Consider the following 22,059-nt stretch of genomic DNA (forward strand, 5'->3'; position numbering starts at 1 on the left):
GCTCTACTGGAGGAGGTAGGGCAGCCGAATCTGCCACCACTCGACGAGGAGGACGGCATGAGCGCCACCCGGACATTCAGAATCGCATCGATCCCCGCGGACGGCGTCGGCAAGGAGGTCGTCTCCGCCGGTCGCAGGGTCCTCGATGCGCTCGCCTCGCACTCCGGCGGTACGTTCGCCTTCGAGTGGACCGAGTTCCCGTGGGGCTGCGAGTACTACGCCGAGACCGGGAAGATGATGGCCGACGACGGCCTGGAGACCCTGAAGGACTTCGACGCCATCTATTTCGGAGCCGTGGGCTGGGAGAACGTGCCGGACCACATCAGCCTCTGGGGTCTGCGCCTGAACATCACCCAGAACTTCGACCAGTGGGCGAACATCCGCCCGGTGAGGTTCCTGCCCGGCGTCCAGTCCCCGCTGCGCAAGGCCGATGACACCGAGCTCGACTGGGTGGTCGTGCGGGAGAACAGCGAGGGCGAGTACGCCGGCATCGGCGGACGCAACCTCAGCGGACGCGGACCGGGGAACGAGGTAGCCCTCCAGACCGCGCTCTTCACCGAGAAGGGCTGCGAGCGCATCATGCGCTTCGCTTTCGACCTGGCCCGCACCCGCACCGTGAAGAAGGTCTCCAGCGTCACCAAGTCCAATGCCCAGCAGTACGGCATGGTGCTGTGGGACGAGGTGTTCGACCGCGTCGCCCTGGATTACCCGGACGTCACGACCGAAAGCGTCCTGGTGGATGCGATGAGCGCGAAGTTCGTCCTCAAGCCGGAGGACCTGTCCGTCGTCGTGGCCTCGAACCTGAATGCGGACATCCTCTCGGATCTGGGCTCGGCGCTCGCAGGCAGCCTCGGCCTGGCGGCGAGCGCGAACCTGAACCCGGAGCGCCGGTTCCCGTCGATGTTCGAGCCGGTACACGGCACCGCCCCGGACATCGCGGGCAAGGGCATCAGCAACCCCATCGGTGCCATTGCCAGTGCAGCCCTGATGCTCGACCACTTCGGACTGCACGATGAGGCACGACAGCTCGAATCAGCCATCGAGCGGACCGCCGCCGCCGGGCACCTGACCCGCGACATCGGCGGAGAAGCCACCACCGACGACGTCACCGACGCCATCATCGAAGCCCTGGCGCCGTCACCTGCGGTTCTCTAGCCAGGACGTACCGTAGGGGCGCCGGATTGTCGGCACGGATCGTGGTGGGGGTTCAGGTCTCGAAGTGTGTGGCGGGAGTCTGTTGTCCGAGGGATTCCACGACGGCGGCTGCGACATCGCGGAGTTTCATGTTCCGGCCGCTGGAAGCGGCCCGGAGAATGGTCATCGCGTTGTCGTGGCCGCACCGGTTCTGGGCCATGATGATGCCCGCGGCGACGTCGATCGTGGTCCGTGAATTCATCGCCTGGGTGAGGTCGTGGTTCGTTGCCGTGAGGTGGGCGATGTGGACTGCCATGCGCAGCAGCTGGGACGCTTCCGCGGCGAGTCCCTCAGCGGCCACGATGACCTCGTCGTCGAAGACGTCCGGGGCCGTGGCGTAGAGGTCGAGCCCGGCGGCGGCGTGGCCCTCCAGGGTGATCGGTATGCCCAGGGCGGAGCGGATGCCGTGCTCGAGGACGGTGGGGGAGTAGTCCCCGAAGCGGTCCTCGGTGGTGAAGTCCTGGACCGTGTAGGTCTGCCCGTCGCGTGCGGCCCGCAGGCACGGGCCGTCGTCGAAGGACAGCTGCACCTCGTCCACTTTTCTGGCGTGGTCGCTGCTGCTGGCGATGACCCCCTTGGTCCTGGGGCGCAGCAGGGTCACGCTGCAGAGGACCTCCCGGGTGTCCGAGGAGAAGGTCTGCGCCACGAATTCGGAGAGTCGGGTCAGGAACTTCTCGAGGTCGGTGCTGTCGAGGACCAGGTCCTGGAGCCGTGCGGGCTCCCTCATCTCATCGTCAGCACTCTTCCCGACCATGCTCGCTCCTCTGTCCACCGGATCAGGCCGCACCCCGGCCCCCCGCGCCCGCGGACGACGTCGTATGGCATTCACGGTAACGGGAACTTCCCGCGCTGTGTGCAGAAGCTGCCCCGAGCACATGGTGGGCATGCCCGCCCCTGTCGGTCATGATCACGCAACCGTTGAGGGACCGGAGACGCTGTGTGCACACTGATCACCAGAAGGGCCGCCGGGCTTCGAGCGCGCCGGCCATGGGGACAACGGTCTCCTTCGCCCACGGGTGGCCGCGGAGTAGCTGGAGGCACGCATGGATCCCGTACCCCCCCATCAGTGGACTCGGTGTCCTCGTCGGACGCACGAAGGGTCTCCTCCTGGCGGAACAGGCCGCGCAGCACGCCGTGGATGACCTCGCAGAAGCCGTCCGGACCGGCAGCCGATGCCGGTATCCGGTCGTGCGCCACCGTGCCCCTCATGCGGGGCAGGAAATCGATCGGAGCACTGAAGACCTATTCGGGCATACCGAACGCCTTCACGACCGCTGATGCTCGGGTGCTGTCCCATCTCGCCACCTCAGCAGCGGCCCTGCTCGGCCATATCCGGGCCGGTGACATGCCGCAGCGCATCGATGCCGAGGTGACCAGGGCACTCAGCACGAGGGGCACCATCGATCTCGCCCGGGGCATCATGATGGAGCGTCACGACATGGATCCGGATGAGGCCCTCGAGCACATGCTCATGCTGGTCACGGACACCGGCATCACCATGGCCGAGCTGGCGGCGACCATCGTTGCCCGTCGCGATCTCGACCCCTCCCGATTCATCGGCGGGACCTGATGCACGGCGACCAGCACGACGATCGTGAACGAAACCCGGGCGATCACCCTGGTCATCGCCCTGGGAAGGCGAGCTCGAACAGCACCGCACGCAGTGCCGGCAGCAGCAGGAGTGCGGAACAACGACTCCTGACCAGCAAGGCCATCCATGAAGCGGGGGTGAGCATCTCGGAGGTGTGGTTACGCTATTTCTCCTTCTCCGGCATGGTCGAGGAGTACGAGGTCCACGCATACCTCCAGGCGCTGATCGACCTGCCCCGTCTGCAACGGGACCTCATAGCGCAGGCCGTCAACGAACTGATCGACGAACTGCCCGCCCCCCGACGAGCCCCCTCGGACGCCGACCTCGACCACGTGCCGGACTCCGATCCCGATCCGACCGGGTAGCCCTCGTTGCCGGTGGCCCTCCCGCGCCCAGGGGCCTCGCCGGGGCCATCCTGCCTTGGTAGCGTGTCCCGCATGCCCCTCCGACTCGAGAACGTAGGCATCGCGGTCCGCGACCTGGAAGCGGCGATCGCCTTCTTCACCGACCTCGGCCTCACCGTGCTCGGCCGCGACACGGTCAGTGGGGAGTGGGCCGACACCGCCGTCGGCCTCGACGGTAATCACGCCAGGATCGCCATGCTGCAGACTCCGGAAGGGGATGGTCGCCTCGAGCTCTTCGAGTACATCCACCCGGACGCGATCGAGACGGAGCCGACCCGTCCCAACGAGATCGGCATGCACCGGATCGCCTTCTCGGTGGACGACATCGACGAGGCCCTCGACATCGCCGCACGGCACGGCTGCTACCCCCTGCGTGGCGTGGCGAGATACGGGGACGCCTACAAACTCACCTACGTCCGCGGTCCGAGCGGCATCGTCGTCATGCTGGCCGAGGAACTGAAGAAGAACTGACCGCACCCCGTGCAGGACGTGACCCCGGCGGAGAAGGCCGGATGTCCGATGCCGACGGAACGGGAAGGCGTGGCCGGTCGGGCGGTCACTCTCGGTAGGCTGGAGCAGTAACCGCTACCCAGGAGGACCACGTGGGCATTACACCCGAAGATGAAGTTGTCAGGATCTGCCAGGAACTGATCCGTTTCGATACCTCGAACTTCGGGGACAACGTCGGCCCCGGGGAGAGGAAGGCCGCCGAGTACACGGCAGGGCTCATCGAGGAGGTGGGCCTGTCCACGCAGATCTTCGAATCCGCGCCCGGTCGCGCATCCGTCGTCGCCCGCATGGAGGGCTCGGATCCGTCGCTGCCCGCGCTGGTGGTGCACGGTCACCTGGACGTCGTGCCGGCACAGAAGGAGGACTGGACCGTCGACCCCTTCGGCGGCGAGGAGAAGGACGGCCTGATCTGGGGGCGCGGCGCCGTGGACATGAAGGACATGGACGCCATGATCCTCTCCGTCCTGCGGTCAATGCAGCGTGACGGCATCAAGCCGCAGCGCGACCTCATCTTCGGCTTCTTCGCGGACGAGGAAGCGGGAGGCGCCTACGGTGCATCCTGGCTGGTCGACAACAAGCCGGAGGTCTTCGAGGGGGCCGCCGAAGCCATCTCGGAGGTCGGTGGTTTCTCCGCCACCATCGGCGGGCAGCGCACGTACCTCCTGCAGACGGCCGAGAAGGGCATCTCCTGGCTGCGGCTCGTGGCCCACGGGCGCGCCGGCCACGGCTCGCAGATCAACACCGACAACGCCGTGACCGCGCTCGCGCGCGCCGTCACGCGGATCGGGGAGCACCGCTGGCCCATCGAGCTGACGCCCACCACGCGCCAGTTCCTCGACGGTGTCACCGAGCTGACCGGGGTCGAATTCGATCCCGACAACCCCGACGTGCTCCTGAAGGAACTCGGTACCGTGGCGCGCTTCGTCGGGGCGACCCTGCAGAACACCGCGAACCCCACCGTCCTCAAGAGCGGCTACAAGCACAACGTGATCCCGGGCACCGCCGAGGCCCTCATCGACGTGCGTACCCTGCCCGGCCAGCAGGACCAGGTCCTCGAGATCATCCGGGGCCTCGCCGGCGAAGGGGTCGACGTGACCTACGAGCACAAGGACACCTCGCTCGAGGTCCCGTTCGCGGGCAACCTCGTGGACTCCATGATCGACGCCCTGCACGCCGAGGATCCGGGCGCGAAGGTGCTGCCCTACACGCTCTCGGGAGGCACGGACAACAAGTCGCTCAGCCGCCTCGGCATCACCGGCTACGGCTTCGCCCCGTTGCAGCTGCCCGACGAGCTTGACTTCACCGGCATGTTCCATGGCGTGGACGAGCGCGTGCCGGCAGATTCCCTCCGCTTCGGCGCCAAGGTGCTCGCCCGCCTGCTGACAACCTACTGAGCGGCGGGGGAGCGGGATGACGACGGCGGACCGGTCCGCCTACCTGACCGAGGCGATGCTGGGGCGGTTCAGGGAACGCGCCGCGGGCTACGACGCGGCCAACGCGTTCTTCCACGAGGACTTCGCGGAGCTCGTGGACTCCGGTTACCTCCGGATGCTCGTCGAGACACCGCCCGGCGACGAGGGTGGGATGGGCAGGGCTGCTGCTGCACAGCGCGTCCTCGCCGCCGCCGCTCCGGCGACCGCGCTGGGCGTGAACATGCACCTCGTCTGGACGGCCGTGGCGGGCCTGCTCGCCGACCGCGGGGATGCCTCGCTCCAGTTCGTCCTCGACGAGGCGGCCGGGGGCGAGGTGTTCGCGTTCGGTGTCTCGGAACCGGGCAACGACGCCGTCCTGTTCGACTCCCTGACGCGCGTGGAAAGACTCGCCGACGGCATCCTCAGCTACACGGGCACCAAGGTTTTCACGAGCCTGTCCCCGGTGTGGACCCGCCTCGGGATCTTCGGCCGGCTCGAGGGGCTCGACGGCGGCGACGATGCGATCCTCCATGCCTTCGTCCCTCGCGGCACCCCCGGCGTGGACACCGTGCCGGACTGGGACCCGCTGGGGATGCGTGCCACGCAGTCGAACACCACGCGGCTGACCGACGTCCGTGTGCCGCCCGACGCCGTCTTCCGGCAGCTACCCGTGGGCCCCACCGCGGACCCGCTGGTCTTCGGCATCTTCGCCGCCTTCGAGACCCTGATCGGCGCGGTCTACCTCGGGATCGCCGACCGCGCGCTCGACCTGGCGGCGGAATTCCTCGCCGCGCGCCGCAGCCATGTCGCAGGCCGCGCCCTGTCCGATGATCCGGTGCTGAGGAATCTCCTGGCGGGCGTCGCGATGCAGCGGACGGGCGTGGAGGCCGAACTCCGCAGCGTCACGCAGGACCTCGACGGTCGTGCAGGCGAGGCGTCCCAGTGGTTCGCACGCCTCGTGACCCTCAAGACGCACGCGGTCGACGCGGCGGTCGCGGCGACGTCCGCCGCCCTGCACGTCGGAGGAGGATCGGGCTTCTCCGCGTCGTCCGAGGTGGCGCGGCTGCACCGGGACGCCCTTGCCGGACAGTTCCATCCGTCGACCCGGGAATCCGCGCGGGCAACGGTCGCCACGGCCCTGCTCGGCCCGCCGACCGCCTAGGCGGGGTGCCGTGGCGAGCGGGGCTCCGTCCCGGTCCCGGTCACGCCGTCCGTTCCACCCGCAGCACTTTCCGCCGAAGCCAGTAGCGCCTGCTGCCGCCCAGGTAGATGCAGCTGCGTTCGAGTTCCCACTTGCCGTACTCGGCATGCTCGGTCAGGAGTTTGCGCGCGGCCGGCAGGGGTTCACCCGCGCTGACGGTCAGCACCAGGTACTCGTACTGGCGCCCGTAGTCGCGCTTTCGGACGGCGGTCGCGTTCAGAAAATGTTCTCGCATATCCCTCCAATTCTGCCCACTTTACCGATAACGTCTAATCCATGAGCATAGATCCGCGTGTCGCGCTCCAGTCCCTCGTGACGGCCCTCGAAGAACACCTTGCGGCGTCGGCATCACGACGGCGGGAGGACGATCCGGCGGTCGAAGCGGCCTATCTGGGCATCGCCGACGCGTTCGAAGCCTACGAGGAAGCCCTGTACGACGCCTTCGGGGAAGTGACACCACTCGAGATCTACGAAGAGTCCGACGACGACGAGGAGGACGGGGACGACGATCCGGAGGACGCCGACTACGCGTCCGACCTCGTCGAAGCCGAAGTGGAGCACTGACCGGCCGATCCGGAACTCCCGGACCCCACCGGCCGGAGCAGTACCCGGGGTGGAGCGCCGCATCCCGCACGCGGGTGGGGTCAGCCCTGCAGGACCGATACCTCGTCGAGCACTTCAGCGATGGGCTCCGCCACAGGAGCTCCGCTGGTCTGCAGGATCTCCTTGAGCTGCTGCGCGGTGCGTGCCCCGACGATCGCGGAGGCCACACCCGGCCGGTGCAGGAGCCACCGGAGGGCGAGTTCGTGCGGTTGGAGATCCAGTCCCCGTGACGCCGTGCAGAGTGCCTCGGTGATGCGCTGGGGCTTGCCCGAGAGGTAGGGCTCGACATAGGGCGCCCACACGTCCGAGGCTCCACGGGATTCGGAAGGGATCCTGCCACGGTACTTGCCGGTCAGCACACCCCGACCCAGCGGACCCCACGCCAGGATGGCAGCGCCGAACGCTTCCGCCGAGGGAAGGACATCCCGCTCGGCGCCGCGGCTCAGCAGGGAGTACTCGACATCGTTCACGATGAGCGGGAAGGAGGCGGTCGCCGCGGCGCGTGCGAACTCCCAGCCGGAGTAGTTGGACACCCCGACGTACCGCGCGCGTCCTGTCACATAGGCGGACTCGAGCGCACTGAGGGTCTCCTGCAGCGGGACCGCGGCATCGGGGGAGGGCGCCAGCCAGAGATCGACGTGGTCGGTGCCCAGCAGCGACAGCGAGGCGTCCAGCGAGTCCAGGAGTCCGCGGCGCGAGGCGTCCAGGCGCCGGCTACCGGATCGGGTCGTGCCGCCCTGCACCACCACCACCAGTTCGGAGCGGGCCACGGTGTCACCGATGAAGCTGCCCAGCATGGCCTCGGCCTGGCCCTCGCCGTAACGGGCAGCGGTCTCGATGAGCGTGCCGCCGGCTTCGGTGAAGATGCGCAGCTGCTCGCGGGCGGCCTCCTCGCTGACCTCCTGGCCCCAGTTCATGGTGCCGAGTCCCAGAGCCGAGACCGTCAGTCCGCTCGCTCCCACGTTTCGCCGTTGCATGGAGCCAAGCCTAGAGCCTTCCCTGCGCCGCATGGCTTAGGGTCGTAGACGTGAAGTGGATAGAAGCAGTCATCCTGGGGTTCGTCCAGGGCCTTACCGAGTTCCTACCCATTTCATCGAGCGCACACCTGCGTATCGTCGGGGAGCTCCTGCCGAATGCGCAGGACCCGGGTGCGGCGTTCACCGCCATCACGCAGCTGGGGACGGAGACCGCCGTCATCGTGTTCTTCTGGCGGGACATCGTCCGCATCATCACGGCCTGGTTCGGCGCGCTGAGGGGCACGGTGCCGAGGAACGACCCGGACGCCCGCATGGGGTGGCTCGTGATTCTCGGCAGCATACCGATCGTGGTCCTCGGGCTGCTGTTCCAGGATCAGATCGAGAGCACGTTCCGCAGCATGTGGATCGTGGCCACCATGCTGATCGTCTTCGGCCTCATCCTCGCCGTGGCGGACCGCGTGGGCCGTCAGACGCGCGACCTCCAGAGCCTCACCTACCGGCACGGCATCCTCTACGGGCTGGCGCAGGCGATGGCCCTGATCCCGGGCGTGTCGCGGTCCGGCGGCACGATCACCGCGGGCCTGCTCATGGGGTACACCCGTGAGGCGGCAGCACGGTACTCCTTCCTGCTGGCCATCCCCGCCGTGTTCGGCAGCGGTGTGTTCCAGCTCGTCAAGAGCTACGACGAGCCCGGGCCGTACGCGCTCCCGGAAACCGCGGTGGCGACGGTCGTGGCCTTCGTCGTCGGCTTCGCGATCATCGGCTGGTTCCTGAAGTTCGTCAGCACGCGCGGCTACGGGCTCTTCGTCTGGTACCGCATCCTGCTCGGTCTCGCCCTGTACCTCCTGCTCGGCTTCGGCGTCATCACCGCCTGACGCCGGGCCGTAAGGTAGAACGTGTGATTGCGTGGAATTCGACTCCTGTCCCAGAACTCGACGGCACCCAGTCGGGCATCAACCTGTTCGACACGGCAAGCCAGGAGCCGGCACCCCTCGGGAACCATCCCGAGCGCAGCCTCTACGTCTGCGGCATCACCCCCTATGACGCGACCCACCTCGGCCACGCGTCCACGTATGTCGCCTTCGACCTCCTGAACCGCACCTGGCGCGACGCCGGGGCAACGGTCTCCTACGTCCAGAACGTGACCGACGTCGACGATCCGCTCCTCGAGCGCGCCACGGCCACCGGCGTGGACTGGCGTGAGCTCGCCGCCGAGCAGATCGCCCTGTTCCGTGAGGACATGGAAGCACTGAACGTCCTGCCGCCCGACCACTACATCGGAGCCGTGGAGGCGATCGACTGGATCGTCCCGGCCGTCGAGGAGCTCGTGGCGCGCGGACTGGCCTATGCCGTGCCGGGCGAGGGCGGGGAGCCCGACGGCGACATCTACTTCTCCCTCGACGCCACCGCCACGCTCGACGCGAGCGACCCGGCCTCCTGGTTCCTGGGCCAGGTGTCGCACCTGGCGCCCGACACGATGCTCGCCTTGTCCGCGGAGCGTGGTGGCGACCCCCAGCGCCCGCACAAGCGCAACGCGCTCGATCCGCTGCTCTGGCGGTCCGAACGCGCCGGTGAGCCCAGCTGGTCCGGCGGCACGCTCGGCCGGGGCCGTCCTGGCTGGCACATCGAGTGCGCGGTGATCGCGCAGCGCTTCCTGCCCGCGCCCTTCACCGTGCAGGGAGGCGGCTCGGACCTCGTGTTCCCCCATCACGAGATGAGCGCGTCCCACGCCTGGGCGACCGGTGGCACCCCTCTGGCCGAGCACTACGCCCACGCCGGGATGGTCGGCTACGACGGCGAGAAGATGAGCAAATCCCGCGGCAACCTGGTGCTCGTGTCGAAGCTGCGCCGCGAGGGCGTGGACCCCGCAGCCATCCGTCTTGCCATCCTCGCGCACCACTACCGCTCGGACTGGTCCTGGACCGACGCCGTCCTCGAGGAGGCGGTGGCCCGCCTCGACCGTTGGCGCCGCGCCGCGGACGGGGCGGCAGCGGCCGACGTCGTGGCGGTGCGCGAGCAGATCCGCGTATGCCTGGCCGACGACCTCGACGCGCCCTCGGCCCTGGCCGCGGTGGACGCCTTCGCCGCGTCCGCACACCGTTCCGCGGGCGATGCCGCCGGCCGGCAGGGCCTGGCGGACGTGGTCGACGCGCTGCTCGGCGTCCGGCTCTAGCAGCGGCCGCAGCGGAGCTGCCCGGTCGAACGTGTCCGTGCGCGTGGCGGCCCGTCCTGCCGGGCCCGTCAGGACCGCTAGTCCCGGCGGCGCTTCTTCAGGTAGCGCTCGAACTCGCGGGCGATCGACTCGCCGCTCGCCTCGGGGAGGTCCACGGTGTCCTTGGCCTCCTCGAGCTGGCGCACGTACGCCGCCACCTCCGGGTCCTCCGTCGCGAGCTCGTCCACGCCCCGTTCCCACGCCTCGGACTCCTCCGTCAGGACATGGGTGTCGACCGTGATCTGCAGGATCTCCTCGAGCTTGTTCAGGAGGGCCAGCTGCGCCTTCGGCGACGGGGACTGACCGACGTAGTGCGGTACGGCCGCCCACAGCGACATCGTGGGGATGTCCGCGAGCAGGCCCATCTCAGCCAGCACACCGACGATGCCGATGGGTCCCTCGTAGGTGGACGGTTCGACGTCGAGGCTCTCACGGACGAGGTCGTCGTCCGAGGTGACCGTCACAGGGATGGGCCGCGAGTGGGGCACGTCGGCCAGCAGCGCGCCGACCAGGACGATGCAGTCGACACTCAACTCCTTCGCGAGCGCGACGAGCTCCGCGGTGTAGGCGCGCCACTTGTAGGAGGGCTCGACGCCGTTGACGAGGATCAGGTCGACGTTCGAGTCGGGGACGACGGCCTTGCTGATCCGGGTGTTGGGCCACTTGATGCGTCGCTGGCCGGAGGAGTTCCGGTTGATCATGGGACGGGTGAACTGGAAGTCGTAGAACTCGTCGGCGTCGATGGTCGAGATGCGCTCGCTGCCGAAGAACCGGCCCAGGTACTTCAGTCCGTCGCTGGCCGCCTCGCCGGCGTCGTTCCAACCCTCGAACGCGGCGAGCATGATCGTGATGCGGCGCTCGGGTTCGCCGGCATCCTGGAAAAGGTCCTGTACGCCACTGGGCTGGTTCTCTTCGAAGCTGTCCACGTTCTCACCCTAAACCCCGGTGCGCGACCATGTCAGGCGGGGTTCCGCGGCTACGCGCAGAGCAGATGTGCGGGCCTGTCAAGGGGTCGCCGTAGACTGGAAGGTATGGCCAACCACCCCACCGGCAGCGTCCAGACCCTTCCCCGCACCGCCCTCCGGAGCGACGGCTCCGCAGCCGACGGGAACCTCGGCGGACTGCAGGGCGTGCTGTGGGACATGGACGGGACGATCGTCGACACGGAGCCGTACTGGATCCGGGCCGAGAAGGAACTGGTCGAATCCCACGGTGGCACCTGGACCACCGAGCAGGCCACCCTGCTCGTCGGCCAGGCCCTCGAGTACTCCGCCGGGCAGCTCCAGCAGGCCGGCGTCGACCTCGACGTCCGTACCATCATCGAACACCTCACGGAGCGTGTGGCGGCGGACGTGCGCACGGAGGTGCCCTGGCGCCCGGGGGCGAGGGAGCTGCTGGCAGCCCTCCGCGCGGAAGGCGTCCCCTGTGCGATGGTCACCATGTCGGAGAGCCTCCTCGCCGGTGCGGTCGCCGCGCGGCTGCCCGAGGGCACCTTCTCCCACCTCGTCACGGGGGACCGCGTGAGTGCCGGCAAGCCCGACCCGGAGGCATACCAGCTGGGCTTCGACCTGCTCGCAGCGGACCACCCGGGCCTCAGCAAGGACCGCGTCGTCGCCGTGGAGGACTCCCTTCCCGGCGTCACCTCCGCCCTCGCCGCCGGACTGGTCACGCTCGCCGTCCCCCACTTCGTGCCGCTGCCGCCCGACGACCGCCGCACCGACTGGGACACCCTCGAGGGACGGACGCCGGCCGACCTCGCCGCGCTCCTGCCCGGGAACAGCCGGTCCGAGGGCGCGGGGAACGGCGCATGAGTCGAGGACAGCAGGTTCCCCCGAGGGAGGCGAGCCCCGGGCTCTCCCTCGGGCGCATCGCCGGCATCCCGGTGGTCCTGGCCTGGTCGTGGTTCGTCATCACGGCCTTCATCGTTCTCGTCTTCGGGCCCCGCGTCAGTGGCGCCTTCCCGGAGATCGGGCCCGGCGCCTACGGCGTCGCCCTCGGGTACGCCCTGCTCCTCGCCGCGTCCGTGCTCATCCACGAACTGGCCCACGCCCTCACCGCCCGTGCCTTCGGCTGGCCGACCACGCGGATCGTCCTGAACCTGTGGGGCGGACACACCCAGTTCGCGAGCTTCAACGCCTCGCCCGGCCGGTCCCTGGCGGTCGCGCTCGCCGGCCCCGCCGCCAACTTCGTCCTCGCGGGTCTGGGGTGGGCGCTGCTCCAGGCCATGACGCCCGGCTCCGTGTCCTACCTCCTCGTCACCATCCTGGTCTGGGCCAACCTCCTCGTGGCCGCGTTCAACGTCCTGCCCGGCCTGCCGCTCGACGGCGGCCGCCTGGTCGAGAGCGCGGTGTGGAAGGCGACCGGCAGTCAGGAGAAGGGCACCGTGGCCGCCGGGTGGGCAGGGCGCATCATCGTCGTCCTGCTGCTCGGCGTGGTGGTCGGCGTACCGCTGCTCCAGGGGCGCGGCCCGGACCTGACGGTCATCCTCATCGCCGTGGTCATGGGTGCCTTCCTGTGGCTGGGGGCGACGTCCGCCATCGAGAACGCACGCATGCGTCAGCGCCTGCCCGCCATCAGCGCGGGACGGCTCCAGCAGCGCGCACTCGGCCTCCCCGCCGGCACCACGGTGCTCGCCGCCCGCCGCCTGCTCCGGGAGAACCCGGGCGCCGCCGTCGTCGTGACCGGCGCATCCGGGGTCCCGGAGGCCGTCGTCGACGAGGCCGCACTGCTCGCCGTCCCCGAGGAGGCTGCGGGTACGACGGCGGTCAATGCGACCGCACGTCGCCTCGCCGCAGGGGCCTATGTGCCCGAGTGGGCCGAGGGGCAGGAACTCGTGCAGTTCCTCGCACGCCTCGAGGGCAGCGAGTACGCCGTGGTGAACCGCCAGGGCGCCGTGACCGGCCTGCTCCACCAGCGGACGGTCGTACAGGCCATCACCGGTAAGACCACCCCCGGCGCCTGAGGGCCCCGGGGCATCGCCCACCCATCTCCACCTCATCCATGCCGGTCCTGCCGGCCCTCGCCGAAGGATCCCCCATGAGCTCCACCCCCACACCCCCCGACGCACCGGCAGGCCCCCATGGCGCCGCAGCCCGCCGCGGCCCCTTCCGCCCGGGCGAGCGCGTCCAGCTGACGGACGAGAAGGGCAGGATGAACACCATCACCCTGACCCCCGGCGGCGCGTTCCACACCCACAAGGGCTTCCTGCAGCACGACGCCCTCATCGGCGCCACCGAGGGGACCATCCTCGAGAACACCACCGGGCAGCTGTACCAGGCGCTGCGTCCGCTCCTGTCCGACTTCGTGCTGTCGATGCCCCGCGGTGCCGCCGTCGTCTACCCGAAGGACGCCGGCCAGATCGTGACCATGGCCGACATCTACCCCGGGGCCCGCGTGGTCGAGGCGGGTGTCGGCTCCGGCGCGCTCTCCATCTCGCTGCTGCGGGCCGTCGGCGACTCCGGGTACCTCCGCTCGTTCGAGCGGCGCGAGGAGTTCGCCGACATCGCACGGGGCAACGTCGAGACGATCTTCGGCGGGCCCCACCCGGCGTGGCAGATCACCCTCGGCGACTTCCAGGAGCAGGTCGTGGAGCACGAGGAGCCGGGGTCCGTGGACCGCGTCGTCCTCGACATGCTCGCGCCCTGGGAGTGCCTCGACGCCGTCGCGACCGTCCTCGGTGCCGGCGGCGTGTGGATCAGCTACGTCGCGACCGTCACGCAGCTCTCCCGCACCGCCGAGGCCATCCGCGCCGACGGACGCTTCACCGAGCCCGAGGGCTGGGAGTCGATGGTGCGCGGCTGGCACCTCGAAGGACTGGCCGTCCGTCCGGACCACCGGATGGTGGCCCACACGGGGTTCCTGCTCACCACGCGCAGGCTCGCCGACGGCGCCGTCGGATTCACCCCGAAGCGCAGGCCGTCCAAGACCGGCTTCAGCGAGGAGGACCTCAACGCGTGGACACCGCAGGCCGTCGGCGAACGCGAAGTCTCGGACAAACGGCTCCGGCGCGTGGCGCGGGACGCGGCATCCACGATCCAGCGCGGATCCCTGCCCTCGGAGGAGGCACAGGCCCGCCGCGACGCGATCGCCGACGGCGGTACGGTCGAGTAGGGGAGCCCGGCGCACCGGGGGTGATACAGCATTTGCGGCGGGCAGGAACAGGGGAGAGGTCCGCGGACGCCGGGCGTTAACACTGCACGCCGTGCGCTGACGTCTGCGCTAAGGTCGAAAGACAGCCGAAGGTCGAACACGAGGTGGCGAACCGAAATGACGGACTCCGAAGACAGCGCTCCCGCCGCCGAGGCGCGCGGCATCACCCCGGCTCCCGCCGACACCGCCGTGGCCCAGCGTCAGCTCAACATCCTGCGGGACCGGCTGCGCCACATCGACCGGCAGCTCGCCTCCGCGACCCAGAACAACGGCAAGCTCGTCAGCGCCCTGGAATCGGCCCGCACCGAGATCGTCCGGCTCAAGGCCGCCCTCGAGAAGGAGGGTGCAGCGCCCTTCAGCTTCGCGACGGTCATGCAGGTCAACCCGAAGCGGCCGGCAGAGCCCGGGACCACCACCGAGGCGACGGTGCAGGACACCGCTGACATCCTCCAGTCGGGGCGGAAGCTCCGCGTCACCGTCAGCCCGCTCATCAGCGTGCGGCAGCTCACGCCCGGCCAGGAGGTGCTGCTCAACGAATCGCTGACCATCGTCGCGGCCCTAGGCTTCGAGCGGGCCGGGGAGATCGTGACCGTCAAGGAACTCCTGGGAGCCGATCGTGCCCTCGTCGTCGGGCGGACGGACGACGAGCGCGTCATCCGCCTCAGCGGGCCGCTGCAGGCCGAGAGGATCCGGGTCGGCGATGCGCTGGCCGTGGACACGAAATCCGGCTACGGCCTGGAGAAGGTGCCCCGGAGCGAGGTGGAGAACCTCGTGCTCGAGGAGGTGCCCGACATCGCGTACGGGGACATCGGCGGACTGGGTCCGCAGATCGAACAGATCCGCGACGCCGTGGAACTGCCGTTCCTCCACCCCGACCTCTACCGCGAACACGGCCTCAAGCCGCCCAAGGGGATCCTCCTCTACGGCCCTCCCGGGTGCGGCAAGACGCTCATCGCGAAGGCCGTCGCGAATTCCCTCGCGGCACGTGCCGCGGAGCGCGCAGGCCTCGAACAGATCCGCAGCTACTTCCTGAACATCAAGGGCCCCGAGCTGCTGGACAAATACGTCGGGGAGACCGAGCGCCACATCCGGCTGATCTTCGCGCGTGCCCGCGAGAAGGCGTCGGACGGCAGTCCCGTCGTCGTGTTCTTCGACGAGATGGACTCGCTGTTCCGCACGCGCGGCACCGGCGTCTCCTCCGACGTCGAGACCACCATCGTGCCGCAGCTGCTGAGCGAGATCGACGGTGTCGAGAAGCTGGAGAACGTGATCGTCATCGGCGCCTCGAACCGTGAGGACATGATCGATCCGGCCATCCTGCGGCCGGGCCGGCTCGATGTGAAGATCAAGATCCAGCGGCCCGACGCCGAGGGCGCCGCCGAGATCTTCGCGAAGTACATCACCGCCGACCTGCCCCTGCATGCCGACGACCTCGCGGAGAACGGCAACGACCCGCAGACCACGATCTCCGAGATGATCCGCCGGACCGTCGAACAGATGTACTCGACGGACAAGTCGAACGAGTACCTCGAGGTGACCTACGCCAACGGGGACACGGAGATGCTCTACTTCAAGGACTTCAACTCCGGAGCGGTGATCCAGAACGTGGTGGACCGCGCCAAGAAGTACGCCATCAAGGACCTCCTCCTCGACGGCAGCAAGGGCCTGCGCATCGAGCACCTCATGCGGGCCGTGGTCGACGAGTTCCGCGAGCACGAGGACATGCCGAACAACACGAACCCGGACGACTGGGCACGCATCTCGGGCAAGAAGGGCGAGCGCATCACCTACATCCGGACGATCGTCCAGGGGAAGGCCGGGCAGGAGCCGGGCAAGTCGATCGAGACGACGGCGAACACGGGCCAGTATCTGTGATCGAAACGGGTGGACGACGGACCGGTGGGACGGATGCGCTGCCGGCCGTGGGCAAGGGGGTCTCCGTCCACCGTGTCATGGGGACGGAGACCGAGTACGGGATCATCGCGCCCGCCCTTCCCTCGGCGAATCCCACGCTCCTGTCCTCGCAGGTGGTCAACGCCTACGCGGCGACTCTGAGGGAGGGGCTCGGCAACCTCGCGGGCACCCGCTGGGACTACACGGACGAGACACCGCTGACGGACGCCCGCGGGTTCCGGATGGATCGGGCCGCCGCGCATCCCAGCCAGCTGACCGACGAACCCGCGGAACTCAGCGCGGAACAGATAGCCCTCGAACGGGGGGAGCCGGCCGAGGCGGCGGTGCTGATGAACCTCGTGCTGAACAACGGTGCGAGGCTCTACGTGGACCACGCCCACCCCGAGTACTCCTCGCCCGAGGTGACCAATCCGCTGGACGCCGTCCTGTGGGACCGGGCGGGGGACCACGTCGCCGCGGCCGCCATGACCCGGATCGGCTCCACCCCCGGCTTCTCGCCCGTCATCCTCTACAAGAACAACACGGACAACAAGAGCGTCTCCTACGGCTCGCACGAGAACTACCTCGTTCCCCGGAGCGTGCCGTTCTCGAAGCTCGCCGAAGCGCTCCTGCCCTTCTTCGTCTCACGGCAGGTCATCTGCGGCGCCGGCCGCGTGGGCATCGGCCCGCTGAACCAGGAACCCGGATTCCAGATCAGCCAGCGTGCCGACTTCTTCGAGAACGAGATCGGCCTGGAGACCACTGTCCGGCGCCCCATCATCAACACGCGCGACGAGCCGCACGCTGTCGCCGAGAAGTACCGCCGGCTGCACGTGATCATCGGCGACGCCAACCTGAACGAGGTGTCCAACTACCTCAAGCTGGGCACCACCTCCCTCGTCCTGGCGCTGGTGGAGCAGGGCCTGGCGCCGGTCCCCACCCTCGAGGACCCCGTGCAGGCATTGCGCACCATCAGTCACGACCCGTCGCTGGCGGCCACGGTCCGGTTGACGGACGGCCGCAGCGTCTCCGGACTCGACCTTCAGGAGATCTACTGCGAGGCGGTGACGCGCGCCGTGCCGGAGGACGCCGACGAGCAGACCCGCGACGTCGTCGAACGCTGGCAGGCACTGCTGGCGACCCTGCGCCGCGAACCTCTTGCGGCGGCCCGGCAGGTGGACTGGATCGCGAAGCTGAAAGTGCTCGAGGCCTACCGCACGCGGGACGGACTCGCCTGGACGGACCCGCGGCTCGCGCTCATCGACCTGCAGTACGCGGACCTGCGGCCGGAGAAGGGCATCTACCAGCGGCTCGCGCGCCGGGGCGACGTCGACCTGCTCGTGCGCCCCGAGGACGTGGCGCGGGCAGCCGTCGAGCCGCCGCGCGACACCAGGGCCTACTTCCGCGGCCGCTGCATCTCCGAGTATCCGGCGGAGGTCGTCGGTGCGAGCTGGGACTCGCTGATCTTCGAGCTGGCGGGGGAGCGGCGGCTGCAGCGCGTGCAGACACGCGAGCCGCTCCGGGGCACGGCCGTACTGACCGAGGAGTTGTTCGATACAGCAGCCGACGCCCAGGATTTCCTCGCCCGATTGTTGAGCGGCCCCGACCGCCGCGTGGCACCATAGGAACCTGATCACCGAACTGATCACGAACACGGAAAGGGTGGCCGTCATGGCGACACAGGACCGCATCAACACCGGTGGGACGTCCTCCGCATCGGAGGAGGAGCTCCCCGATCCCGCCCCGGCAGCGCCGGCCGCCCAGGACTCCGCGCAGACCCAGGGTGTCGACGACCTGCTCGACGAGATCGACGGTGTCCTCGAGTCCAACGCCGAGGAATTCGTGCGCGGATTCGTGCAGAAGGGCGGCCAGTAGCGGATGCTCCCGGACGATGCAGCAGCAGCGGTGCCCCGGGCCGCCTCCACGTCCTTCGCCGACTTCCTGAACGCCCACCATCCCGGCCTGCTGCCGTCGAACCGCACGCTCGGCCCGGGGACGTCGACCGACGCGTCCCATCTCGCGCCCCACGCGACCACGATCGTCTCCCTGACCTTCCCCGGCGGGGTGCTGATGGCCGGTGACCGGCGCGCGACGATGGGAAACGTCATCGCCAGCCGGCACATCGAGAAGGTCTTCCCGGCCGATCGGTACTCCGTCCTGGGGATCGCCGGGAGTGCGGGGATCGGCCTCGACCTCACCCGACTGTTCCAGGTGGAACTCGAACACTACGAGAAGATCGAGGCGACGATGATGAGCCTCGACGGCAAGGCCAACCGCCTCGCCGCGATGGTGCGGCAGAACCTCCCCATGGCCATGCAGGGCCTCGCGGTGGTGCCGCTCTTCGCGGGGTTCGACACCGAGCGGCACGTGGGCCGGCTCTTCTCCTTCGACGTCACCGGCGGCCGCTACGAGGAGCACGAGCACCACTCGGTCGGCTCGGGCTCCGTGTTCGCCCGCGGCGCCCTCAAGAAGCTGTGGAATCCGCGCCTGGACGAGGCATCGGCTGTGCGGGTGGCCGTCGAGGCCCTCTACGACGCAGCCGACGACGACTCGGCGACCGGCGGGCCGGACACCGTGCGGGCCCTGTGGCCCGTGGTCTACGTCGTCGACGGCACCGGCGCGCGCCGCATCCCCGAGCGGGAGCTCGAGGCCGCGGCGCACACCATCATCGAGGCCCGCTCCTCGGCGGGCCGGGAGGCATAGGCCATGACACAGCAGTTCTACGTCTCGCCCGAGCAGCTGATGAAGGACCGTGCGGACTTCGCCCGCAAGGGAATCGGCCGCGGCCGCTCGGTGGTGGTGATGAGCTGCCGCGACGGCATCGCCCTGGTCGCCGAGAACCCCTCGCCCTCGCTCCACAAGCTGGGGGAGATCTACGACCGCATCGCCTTCGCCGCCGTCGGCAAGTACAACGAGTTCGAGAGCCTGCGGCAGGCCGGCGTCCGCTACGCCGACGTCCGCGGCTACTCCTACGCCCGCGAGGACGTCACGGCCCGGGGGCTCGCCAGCGTGTACGCGCAGAGCCTGGGCGCCGTCTTCACCGCGGAGAGCAAACCGTTCGAGGTCGAGCTCGTGGTCGCCGAGGTGGGCCGTAGCCAGGACGAGGACCACCTGTACCGCCTCACGTTCGACGGATCCATCGCGGACGAGACCGGCTTCGTGGTCATGGGCGGTGCTGCCGACGCCGTCGTCCACGCCCTCGAAGGTCCCTGGTCGCCCGAGCTGAGCCTCCCCGAGGCGGTCCGCGCCGCCGCCCGCGCCCTGCGGAACGACGGATCCTCCGCGCAGACCGGGAACGACGGCGGTTCGTCCGGAATCGCCGCACTGGACCCCTCGCTCCTCGAGGTCGCGTTCCTCGAACGCGACCCCGACACCCTGCGCGGCAGCCGCCGCGCCTTCCGCCGCATCGGCGGACCCGAGCTCGAGAACCTCCTGCAGTACGAACAGGACACATGATGGACCGGCGCATCTTCGGGGTCGAGACGGAATTCGGCATCTCCTACTCAGGGCCCAACTCGCGCCCGCTCTCGCCCGAGGAAGTCGCCCGGTACCTGTTCCGGAAGGTCGTCAGCTGGGGCAGGTCCTCCAACGTGTTCCTCACCAACGGGTCCCGCCTCTACCTCGACGTCGGATCCCATCCGGAGTACGCGACGGCCGAGTGCGACGACCTCGCACAGCTGATCGCTCACGACCGCGCGGGCGAGCTGATCCTCGAGGACCTCGTCTCGGAGGCCCAGCGCAAGCTCGCGCAGGAGGGGTACGACGGGCGGATCTACCTCTTCAAGAACAACACCGACTCCGCGGGCAACTCCTACGGCAGCCACGAGAACTACCTCATCCCCCGCAAGCTCGAGTTCTCACGCCTCGCCGACATCCTCATCCCCTTCCTGGTGACGCGGCAGCTGCTGGTCGGCGCGGGCAAGGTCCTCAAGACGCAGACGGGGTCCCTCTACGCGTTCTCGCAGCGGGCCGACCACCTGTGGGAAGGGATCTCGTCCGCGACCACCCGCTCACGGCCCATCATCAACACGCGGGACGAGCCGCACGCCGACGCCGAGCACTACCGGCGCCTGCACGTGATCGCGGGCGACTCGAACATGTCCGAGACCACCATGCTGCTCAAGGTCGGGTCCGTGGACCTGCTGCTGCGGATGGTGGAGGCGGGGGAGATGATGCGGGACTTCCGGCTGGAGAACCCGATCCGGAGCATCCGGGAGATCTCGCACGACCTCACCGGGACGCAGCTCCTCAAGCTCGCCAACGGGCGCCACATGACCGCACTCGAGATGCAGCGCGAGTACCTCGCCCGGGTGACCGCGTTCGTGGACCAGCACGGCGCCCACAACCGCCACGTCCCGGCCATCCTCGACCTGTGGGAGCGCGTGCTCGACGCCGTCGAGACCGGCAGGACCGACCGGATCGACACCGAGGTGGACTGGGCGATCAAGAAGAAGCTGATCGACAGGTACCTCGCACGGTCCGGAGAGGACCTCGACTCCGCGAAGGCGGCCCAGCTCGACCTCACGTACCACGACATCTCGCGTTCCCGGGGTCTGTTCTTCCTGCTGCAGGCGCACGGGGAGGCGGCCCGCGTCGTGGACGACACCGCCGTCAAGGAGGCCGTCGACCTTCCGCCGCAGACGACGCGCGCGCGGCTGCGTGGGGAGTTCGTCCGGCGGGCGAAGGAAGCGAACCGCGACTACACGGTGGACTGGGTCCACCTGAAGCTCAACGACCGGGCCCAGCAGACCATCCTCTGCAAGGATCCGTTCACCTCCGTGGACGACCGCGTGGAAGCACTCCTGCAGCAGTTGTGACGGCTGCGGGGCGTGCAGCGGGCCGCGTGCAACCACCAGCACAGGGTGTTCCCAGGAGAAACCGCACGCCATGAGCCGTTAGGCTTGTCAGGGCCCTTTGTTCTACGGGCGGCCTGAACTGACACCAATCCGAAAGTGGTTCTGTGCGAAAAGTACTAGCAATCCTCCTGCCGCTGCTGCTGTTGCTGACAGCCTGCGGCGGTACGACGACGGGGAAGTCGGCCGGCGCCGCCGAGGTCTTCGACACTGTCAAGGTGAGCGGAGGATCCGACGAGGAGGCGCCGACCGTCGAGTTCGAGTCGCCGCTGGACGTCACAGCGGTCGCGGCCAGGACCGTCGAAGAAGGCGAAGGGGACGCGGTGGAGGCCGGGCAGCAGATCCGCTACCAGCTCGTCGCCCTCAACGCCACGGACGGCGAGGTCCTCGGCGACACCTACAGCCAGGGGGACCCCCAGGTCCTGCCGGTGGACGACTCGCTCAAGGAGCAGGACAGCGAGCTCTACGAGGTCCTCGTGGGGACGAAGGTCGGGGCGCAGGTCGCCTACACCCGTCCCTCCGCCGAGCCCGCCGAGGGTGAGACCGCCGCTCCGGAGCAGCTGATCGTGCTCAAGGTCATCTCGGCCGAGCAGCCCCCGCCGGAGCCCGAGGTCCTCTCGCCCGAGGACGTCGAGAAGCTCGACGAGGAGGGCAAGCTCCCCACGTTCACGTTCGCCGACAACGGCGCACCCGAGGTGACCATCCCCGAGAACGATCCCTCCGACGACCTCGTCGTGAAGGTGCTCGAGGAGGGCGACGGCGAGGTCGTCGCCGAGACGGACAGCATCACGGCGAACTACAGCGGCTGGACCTACTCCGACGGCGAGAAGTTTGACTCCAGCTTCGACCGCGGCGAGCCCGCGACCTTCCCGCTGAACCAGGTCATCACCGGCTGGACCAAGGGCCTGGCGGGCCAGAAGGTCGGGTCGAAGGTCCTGCTCGTGATCCCCGAGCCGTGGGCATACCCCACGGCACAGGCGGGCCAGCCATCCGGCACGCTCGTGTTCTTCGTCGAGATCGTCAGCAAGGAAGCCGCGCAGTAGTCCGGCGCTCCTTCACA

Annotated in this window: 23 protein-coding genes; 19 read left to right on the top strand and 4 right to left on the bottom strand. The window is 69.1% G+C overall.

Annotated elements, in window-relative coordinates; all coding sequences use genetic code 11:
• Positions 1-57 precede the first annotated feature (57 nt).
• Positions 58-1,155 (top strand): tartrate dehydrogenase, encoded by a 1,098-nt coding sequence (locus tag AC0Z9V_RS02055; protein WP_485140560.1) that lies wholly within the window; start codon positions 58-60, stop codon positions 1,153-1,155.
• 52 nt (positions 1,156-1,207) lie between these two features.
• Here the strand turns inward: AC0Z9V_RS02055 and AC0Z9V_RS02060 are convergent, their stop codons facing one another.
• Positions 1,208-1,948 (bottom strand): ANTAR domain-containing protein, encoded by a 741-nt coding sequence (locus AC0Z9V_RS02060; RefSeq protein WP_485140561.1) that lies wholly within the window; start codon positions 1,946-1,948, stop codon positions 1,208-1,210.
• A gap of 321 nt (positions 1,949-2,269) precedes the next feature.
• Between AC0Z9V_RS02060 and AC0Z9V_RS02065 the strand changes: the two genes are divergently transcribed.
• From AC0Z9V_RS02065 to AC0Z9V_RS02085, 5 genes are all read left to right on the top strand, one after another.
• Positions 2,270-2,764 (top strand): GAF and ANTAR domain-containing protein, encoded by a 495-nt coding sequence (locus tag AC0Z9V_RS02065; RefSeq protein WP_485141263.1) that lies wholly within the window; start codon positions 2,270-2,272, stop codon positions 2,762-2,764.
• A gap of 158 nt (positions 2,765-2,922) precedes the next feature.
• Positions 2,923-3,150, top strand: coding sequence for a hypothetical protein (locus AC0Z9V_RS02070; RefSeq protein WP_208740406.1), 228 nt, complete (start codon positions 2,923-2,925; stop codon positions 3,148-3,150).
• 72 nt (positions 3,151-3,222) lie between these two features.
• Positions 3,223-3,660: a VOC family protein gene (locus tag AC0Z9V_RS02075; protein WP_485140562.1), complete on the top strand. Its 438-nt coding sequence runs from the start codon at positions 3,223-3,225 to the stop codon at positions 3,658-3,660.
• Positions 3,661-3,791: 131 nt separating this feature from the next.
• Positions 3,792-5,093 carry a M20/M25/M40 family metallo-hydrolase gene (locus AC0Z9V_RS02080; protein WP_133083091.1) on the top strand — a complete coding sequence of 434 codons (1,302 nt, stop codon included), beginning with the start codon at positions 3,792-3,794 and terminating at the stop codon, positions 5,091-5,093.
• A 16-nt stretch (positions 5,094-5,109) separates the two neighbouring features.
• The gene (locus tag AC0Z9V_RS02085; protein WP_485140563.1) at positions 5,110-6,273 is read left to right on the top strand and encodes an acyl-CoA dehydrogenase family protein; all 1,164 of its coding nucleotides are present in this window, start codon (positions 5,110-5,112) and stop codon (positions 6,271-6,273) included.
• A gap of 40 nt (positions 6,274-6,313) precedes the next feature.
• Here AC0Z9V_RS02085 and AC0Z9V_RS02090 read toward each other — a convergent pair whose 3' ends face one another.
• Positions 6,314-6,547, bottom strand: a complete 234-nt coding sequence (locus AC0Z9V_RS02090) for a DUF5703 family protein (RefSeq protein ID WP_133083093.1) — start codon at positions 6,545-6,547, stop codon at positions 6,314-6,316.
• 41 nt (positions 6,548-6,588) lie between these two features.
• Here AC0Z9V_RS02090 and AC0Z9V_RS02095 point away from each other — a divergent pair, with 41 nt between their 5' ends.
• Entirely contained in the window at positions 6,589-6,876 is a 288-nt protein-coding gene (locus AC0Z9V_RS02095; RefSeq protein WP_133083094.1) for a hypothetical protein, read from the top strand.
• A gap of 80 nt (positions 6,877-6,956) precedes the next feature.
• Here the strand turns inward: AC0Z9V_RS02095 and AC0Z9V_RS02100 are convergent, their stop codons facing one another.
• The gene (locus AC0Z9V_RS02100) at positions 6,957-7,892 is read right to left on the bottom strand and encodes an aldo/keto reductase (RefSeq protein WP_208741149.1); all 936 of its coding nucleotides are present in this window, start codon (positions 7,890-7,892) and stop codon (positions 6,957-6,959) included.
• A gap of 50 nt (positions 7,893-7,942) precedes the next feature.
• Here AC0Z9V_RS02100 and AC0Z9V_RS02105 point away from each other — a divergent pair, with 50 nt between their 5' ends.
• Entirely contained in the window at positions 7,943-8,767 is an 825-nt protein-coding gene (locus tag AC0Z9V_RS02105) for an undecaprenyl-diphosphate phosphatase (protein WP_459291071.1), read from the top strand.
• Positions 8,768-8,790: 23 nt separating this feature from the next.
• On the top strand, positions 8,791-10,065 hold the full coding sequence (gene mshC / locus AC0Z9V_RS02110; protein WP_133083096.1) for a cysteine--1-D-myo-inosityl 2-amino-2-deoxy-alpha-D-glucopyranoside ligase: 1,275 nt from the start codon (positions 8,791-8,793) through the stop codon (positions 10,063-10,065).
• Between the two features lie 77 nt (positions 10,066-10,142).
• Here the strand turns inward: mshC and AC0Z9V_RS02115 are convergent, their stop codons facing one another.
• Positions 10,143-11,030 (bottom strand): PAC2 family protein, encoded by an 888-nt coding sequence (locus AC0Z9V_RS02115; protein WP_485140564.1) that lies wholly within the window; start codon positions 11,028-11,030, stop codon positions 10,143-10,145.
• Between the two features lie 105 nt (positions 11,031-11,135).
• Here AC0Z9V_RS02115 and AC0Z9V_RS02120 point away from each other — a divergent pair, with 105 nt between their 5' ends.
• The 10 genes from AC0Z9V_RS02120 (at position 11,136) to AC0Z9V_RS02165 (ending at position 22,042) form a co-directional block, all read left to right on the top strand.
• On the top strand, positions 11,136-11,915 hold the full coding sequence (locus AC0Z9V_RS02120) for an HAD family hydrolase (protein WP_133083097.1): 780 nt from the start codon (positions 11,136-11,138) through the stop codon (positions 11,913-11,915).
• Positions 11,912-13,066 carry a site-2 protease family protein gene (locus AC0Z9V_RS02125; protein ID WP_485140565.1) on the top strand — a complete coding sequence of 385 codons (1,155 nt, stop codon included), beginning with the start codon at positions 11,912-11,914 and terminating at the stop codon, positions 13,064-13,066. The genes AC0Z9V_RS02120 and AC0Z9V_RS02125 overlap by 4 nt, the downstream gene beginning before the upstream one ends.
• A gap of 74 nt (positions 13,067-13,140) precedes the next feature.
• Positions 13,141-14,214 (top strand): tRNA (adenine-N1)-methyltransferase, encoded by a 1,074-nt coding sequence (locus AC0Z9V_RS02130; RefSeq protein WP_485140566.1) that lies wholly within the window; start codon positions 13,141-13,143, stop codon positions 14,212-14,214.
• Between the two features lie 156 nt (positions 14,215-14,370).
• The gene (arc, locus tag AC0Z9V_RS02135; RefSeq protein ID WP_485140567.1) at positions 14,371-16,128 is read left to right on the top strand and encodes a proteasome ATPase; all 1,758 of its coding nucleotides are present in this window, start codon (positions 14,371-14,373) and stop codon (positions 16,126-16,128) included.
• 77 nt (positions 16,129-16,205) lie between these two features.
• On the top strand, positions 16,206-17,771 hold the full coding sequence (gene dop / locus AC0Z9V_RS02140) for a depupylase/deamidase Dop (protein ID WP_133083125.1): 1,566 nt from the start codon (positions 16,206-16,208) through the stop codon (positions 17,769-17,771).
• 46 nt (positions 17,772-17,817) lie between these two features.
• A complete protein-coding gene (locus AC0Z9V_RS02145; RefSeq protein ID WP_133083101.1) occupies positions 17,818-18,021 on the top strand; it encodes a ubiquitin-like protein Pup in 204 nt (67 codons plus the stop codon).
• A 3-nt stretch (positions 18,022-18,024) separates the two neighbouring features.
• Positions 18,025-18,849: a proteasome subunit beta gene (prcB, locus tag AC0Z9V_RS02150; protein ID WP_133083102.1), complete on the top strand. Its 825-nt coding sequence runs from the start codon at positions 18,025-18,027 to the stop codon at positions 18,847-18,849.
• A gap of 3 nt (positions 18,850-18,852) precedes the next feature.
• Positions 18,853-19,602 (top strand): proteasome subunit alpha, encoded by a 750-nt coding sequence (prcA, locus tag AC0Z9V_RS02155; RefSeq protein WP_459268296.1) that lies wholly within the window; start codon positions 18,853-18,855, stop codon positions 19,600-19,602.
• Entirely contained in the window at positions 19,602-20,963 is a 1,362-nt protein-coding gene (gene pafA / locus AC0Z9V_RS02160) for a Pup--protein ligase (RefSeq protein ID WP_133083104.1), read from the top strand. Before prcA ends, pafA begins: the two co-directional genes overlap by 1 nt.
• A gap of 143 nt (positions 20,964-21,106) precedes the next feature.
• On the top strand, positions 21,107-22,042 hold the full coding sequence (locus tag AC0Z9V_RS02165; RefSeq protein WP_485140568.1) for an FKBP-type peptidyl-prolyl cis-trans isomerase: 936 nt from the start codon (positions 21,107-21,109) through the stop codon (positions 22,040-22,042).
• The last annotated feature ends 17 nt before the right edge of the window (positions 22,043-22,059 follow it).

It is taken from the genome of Arthrobacter sp. UYP4, assembly GCF_057291175.1.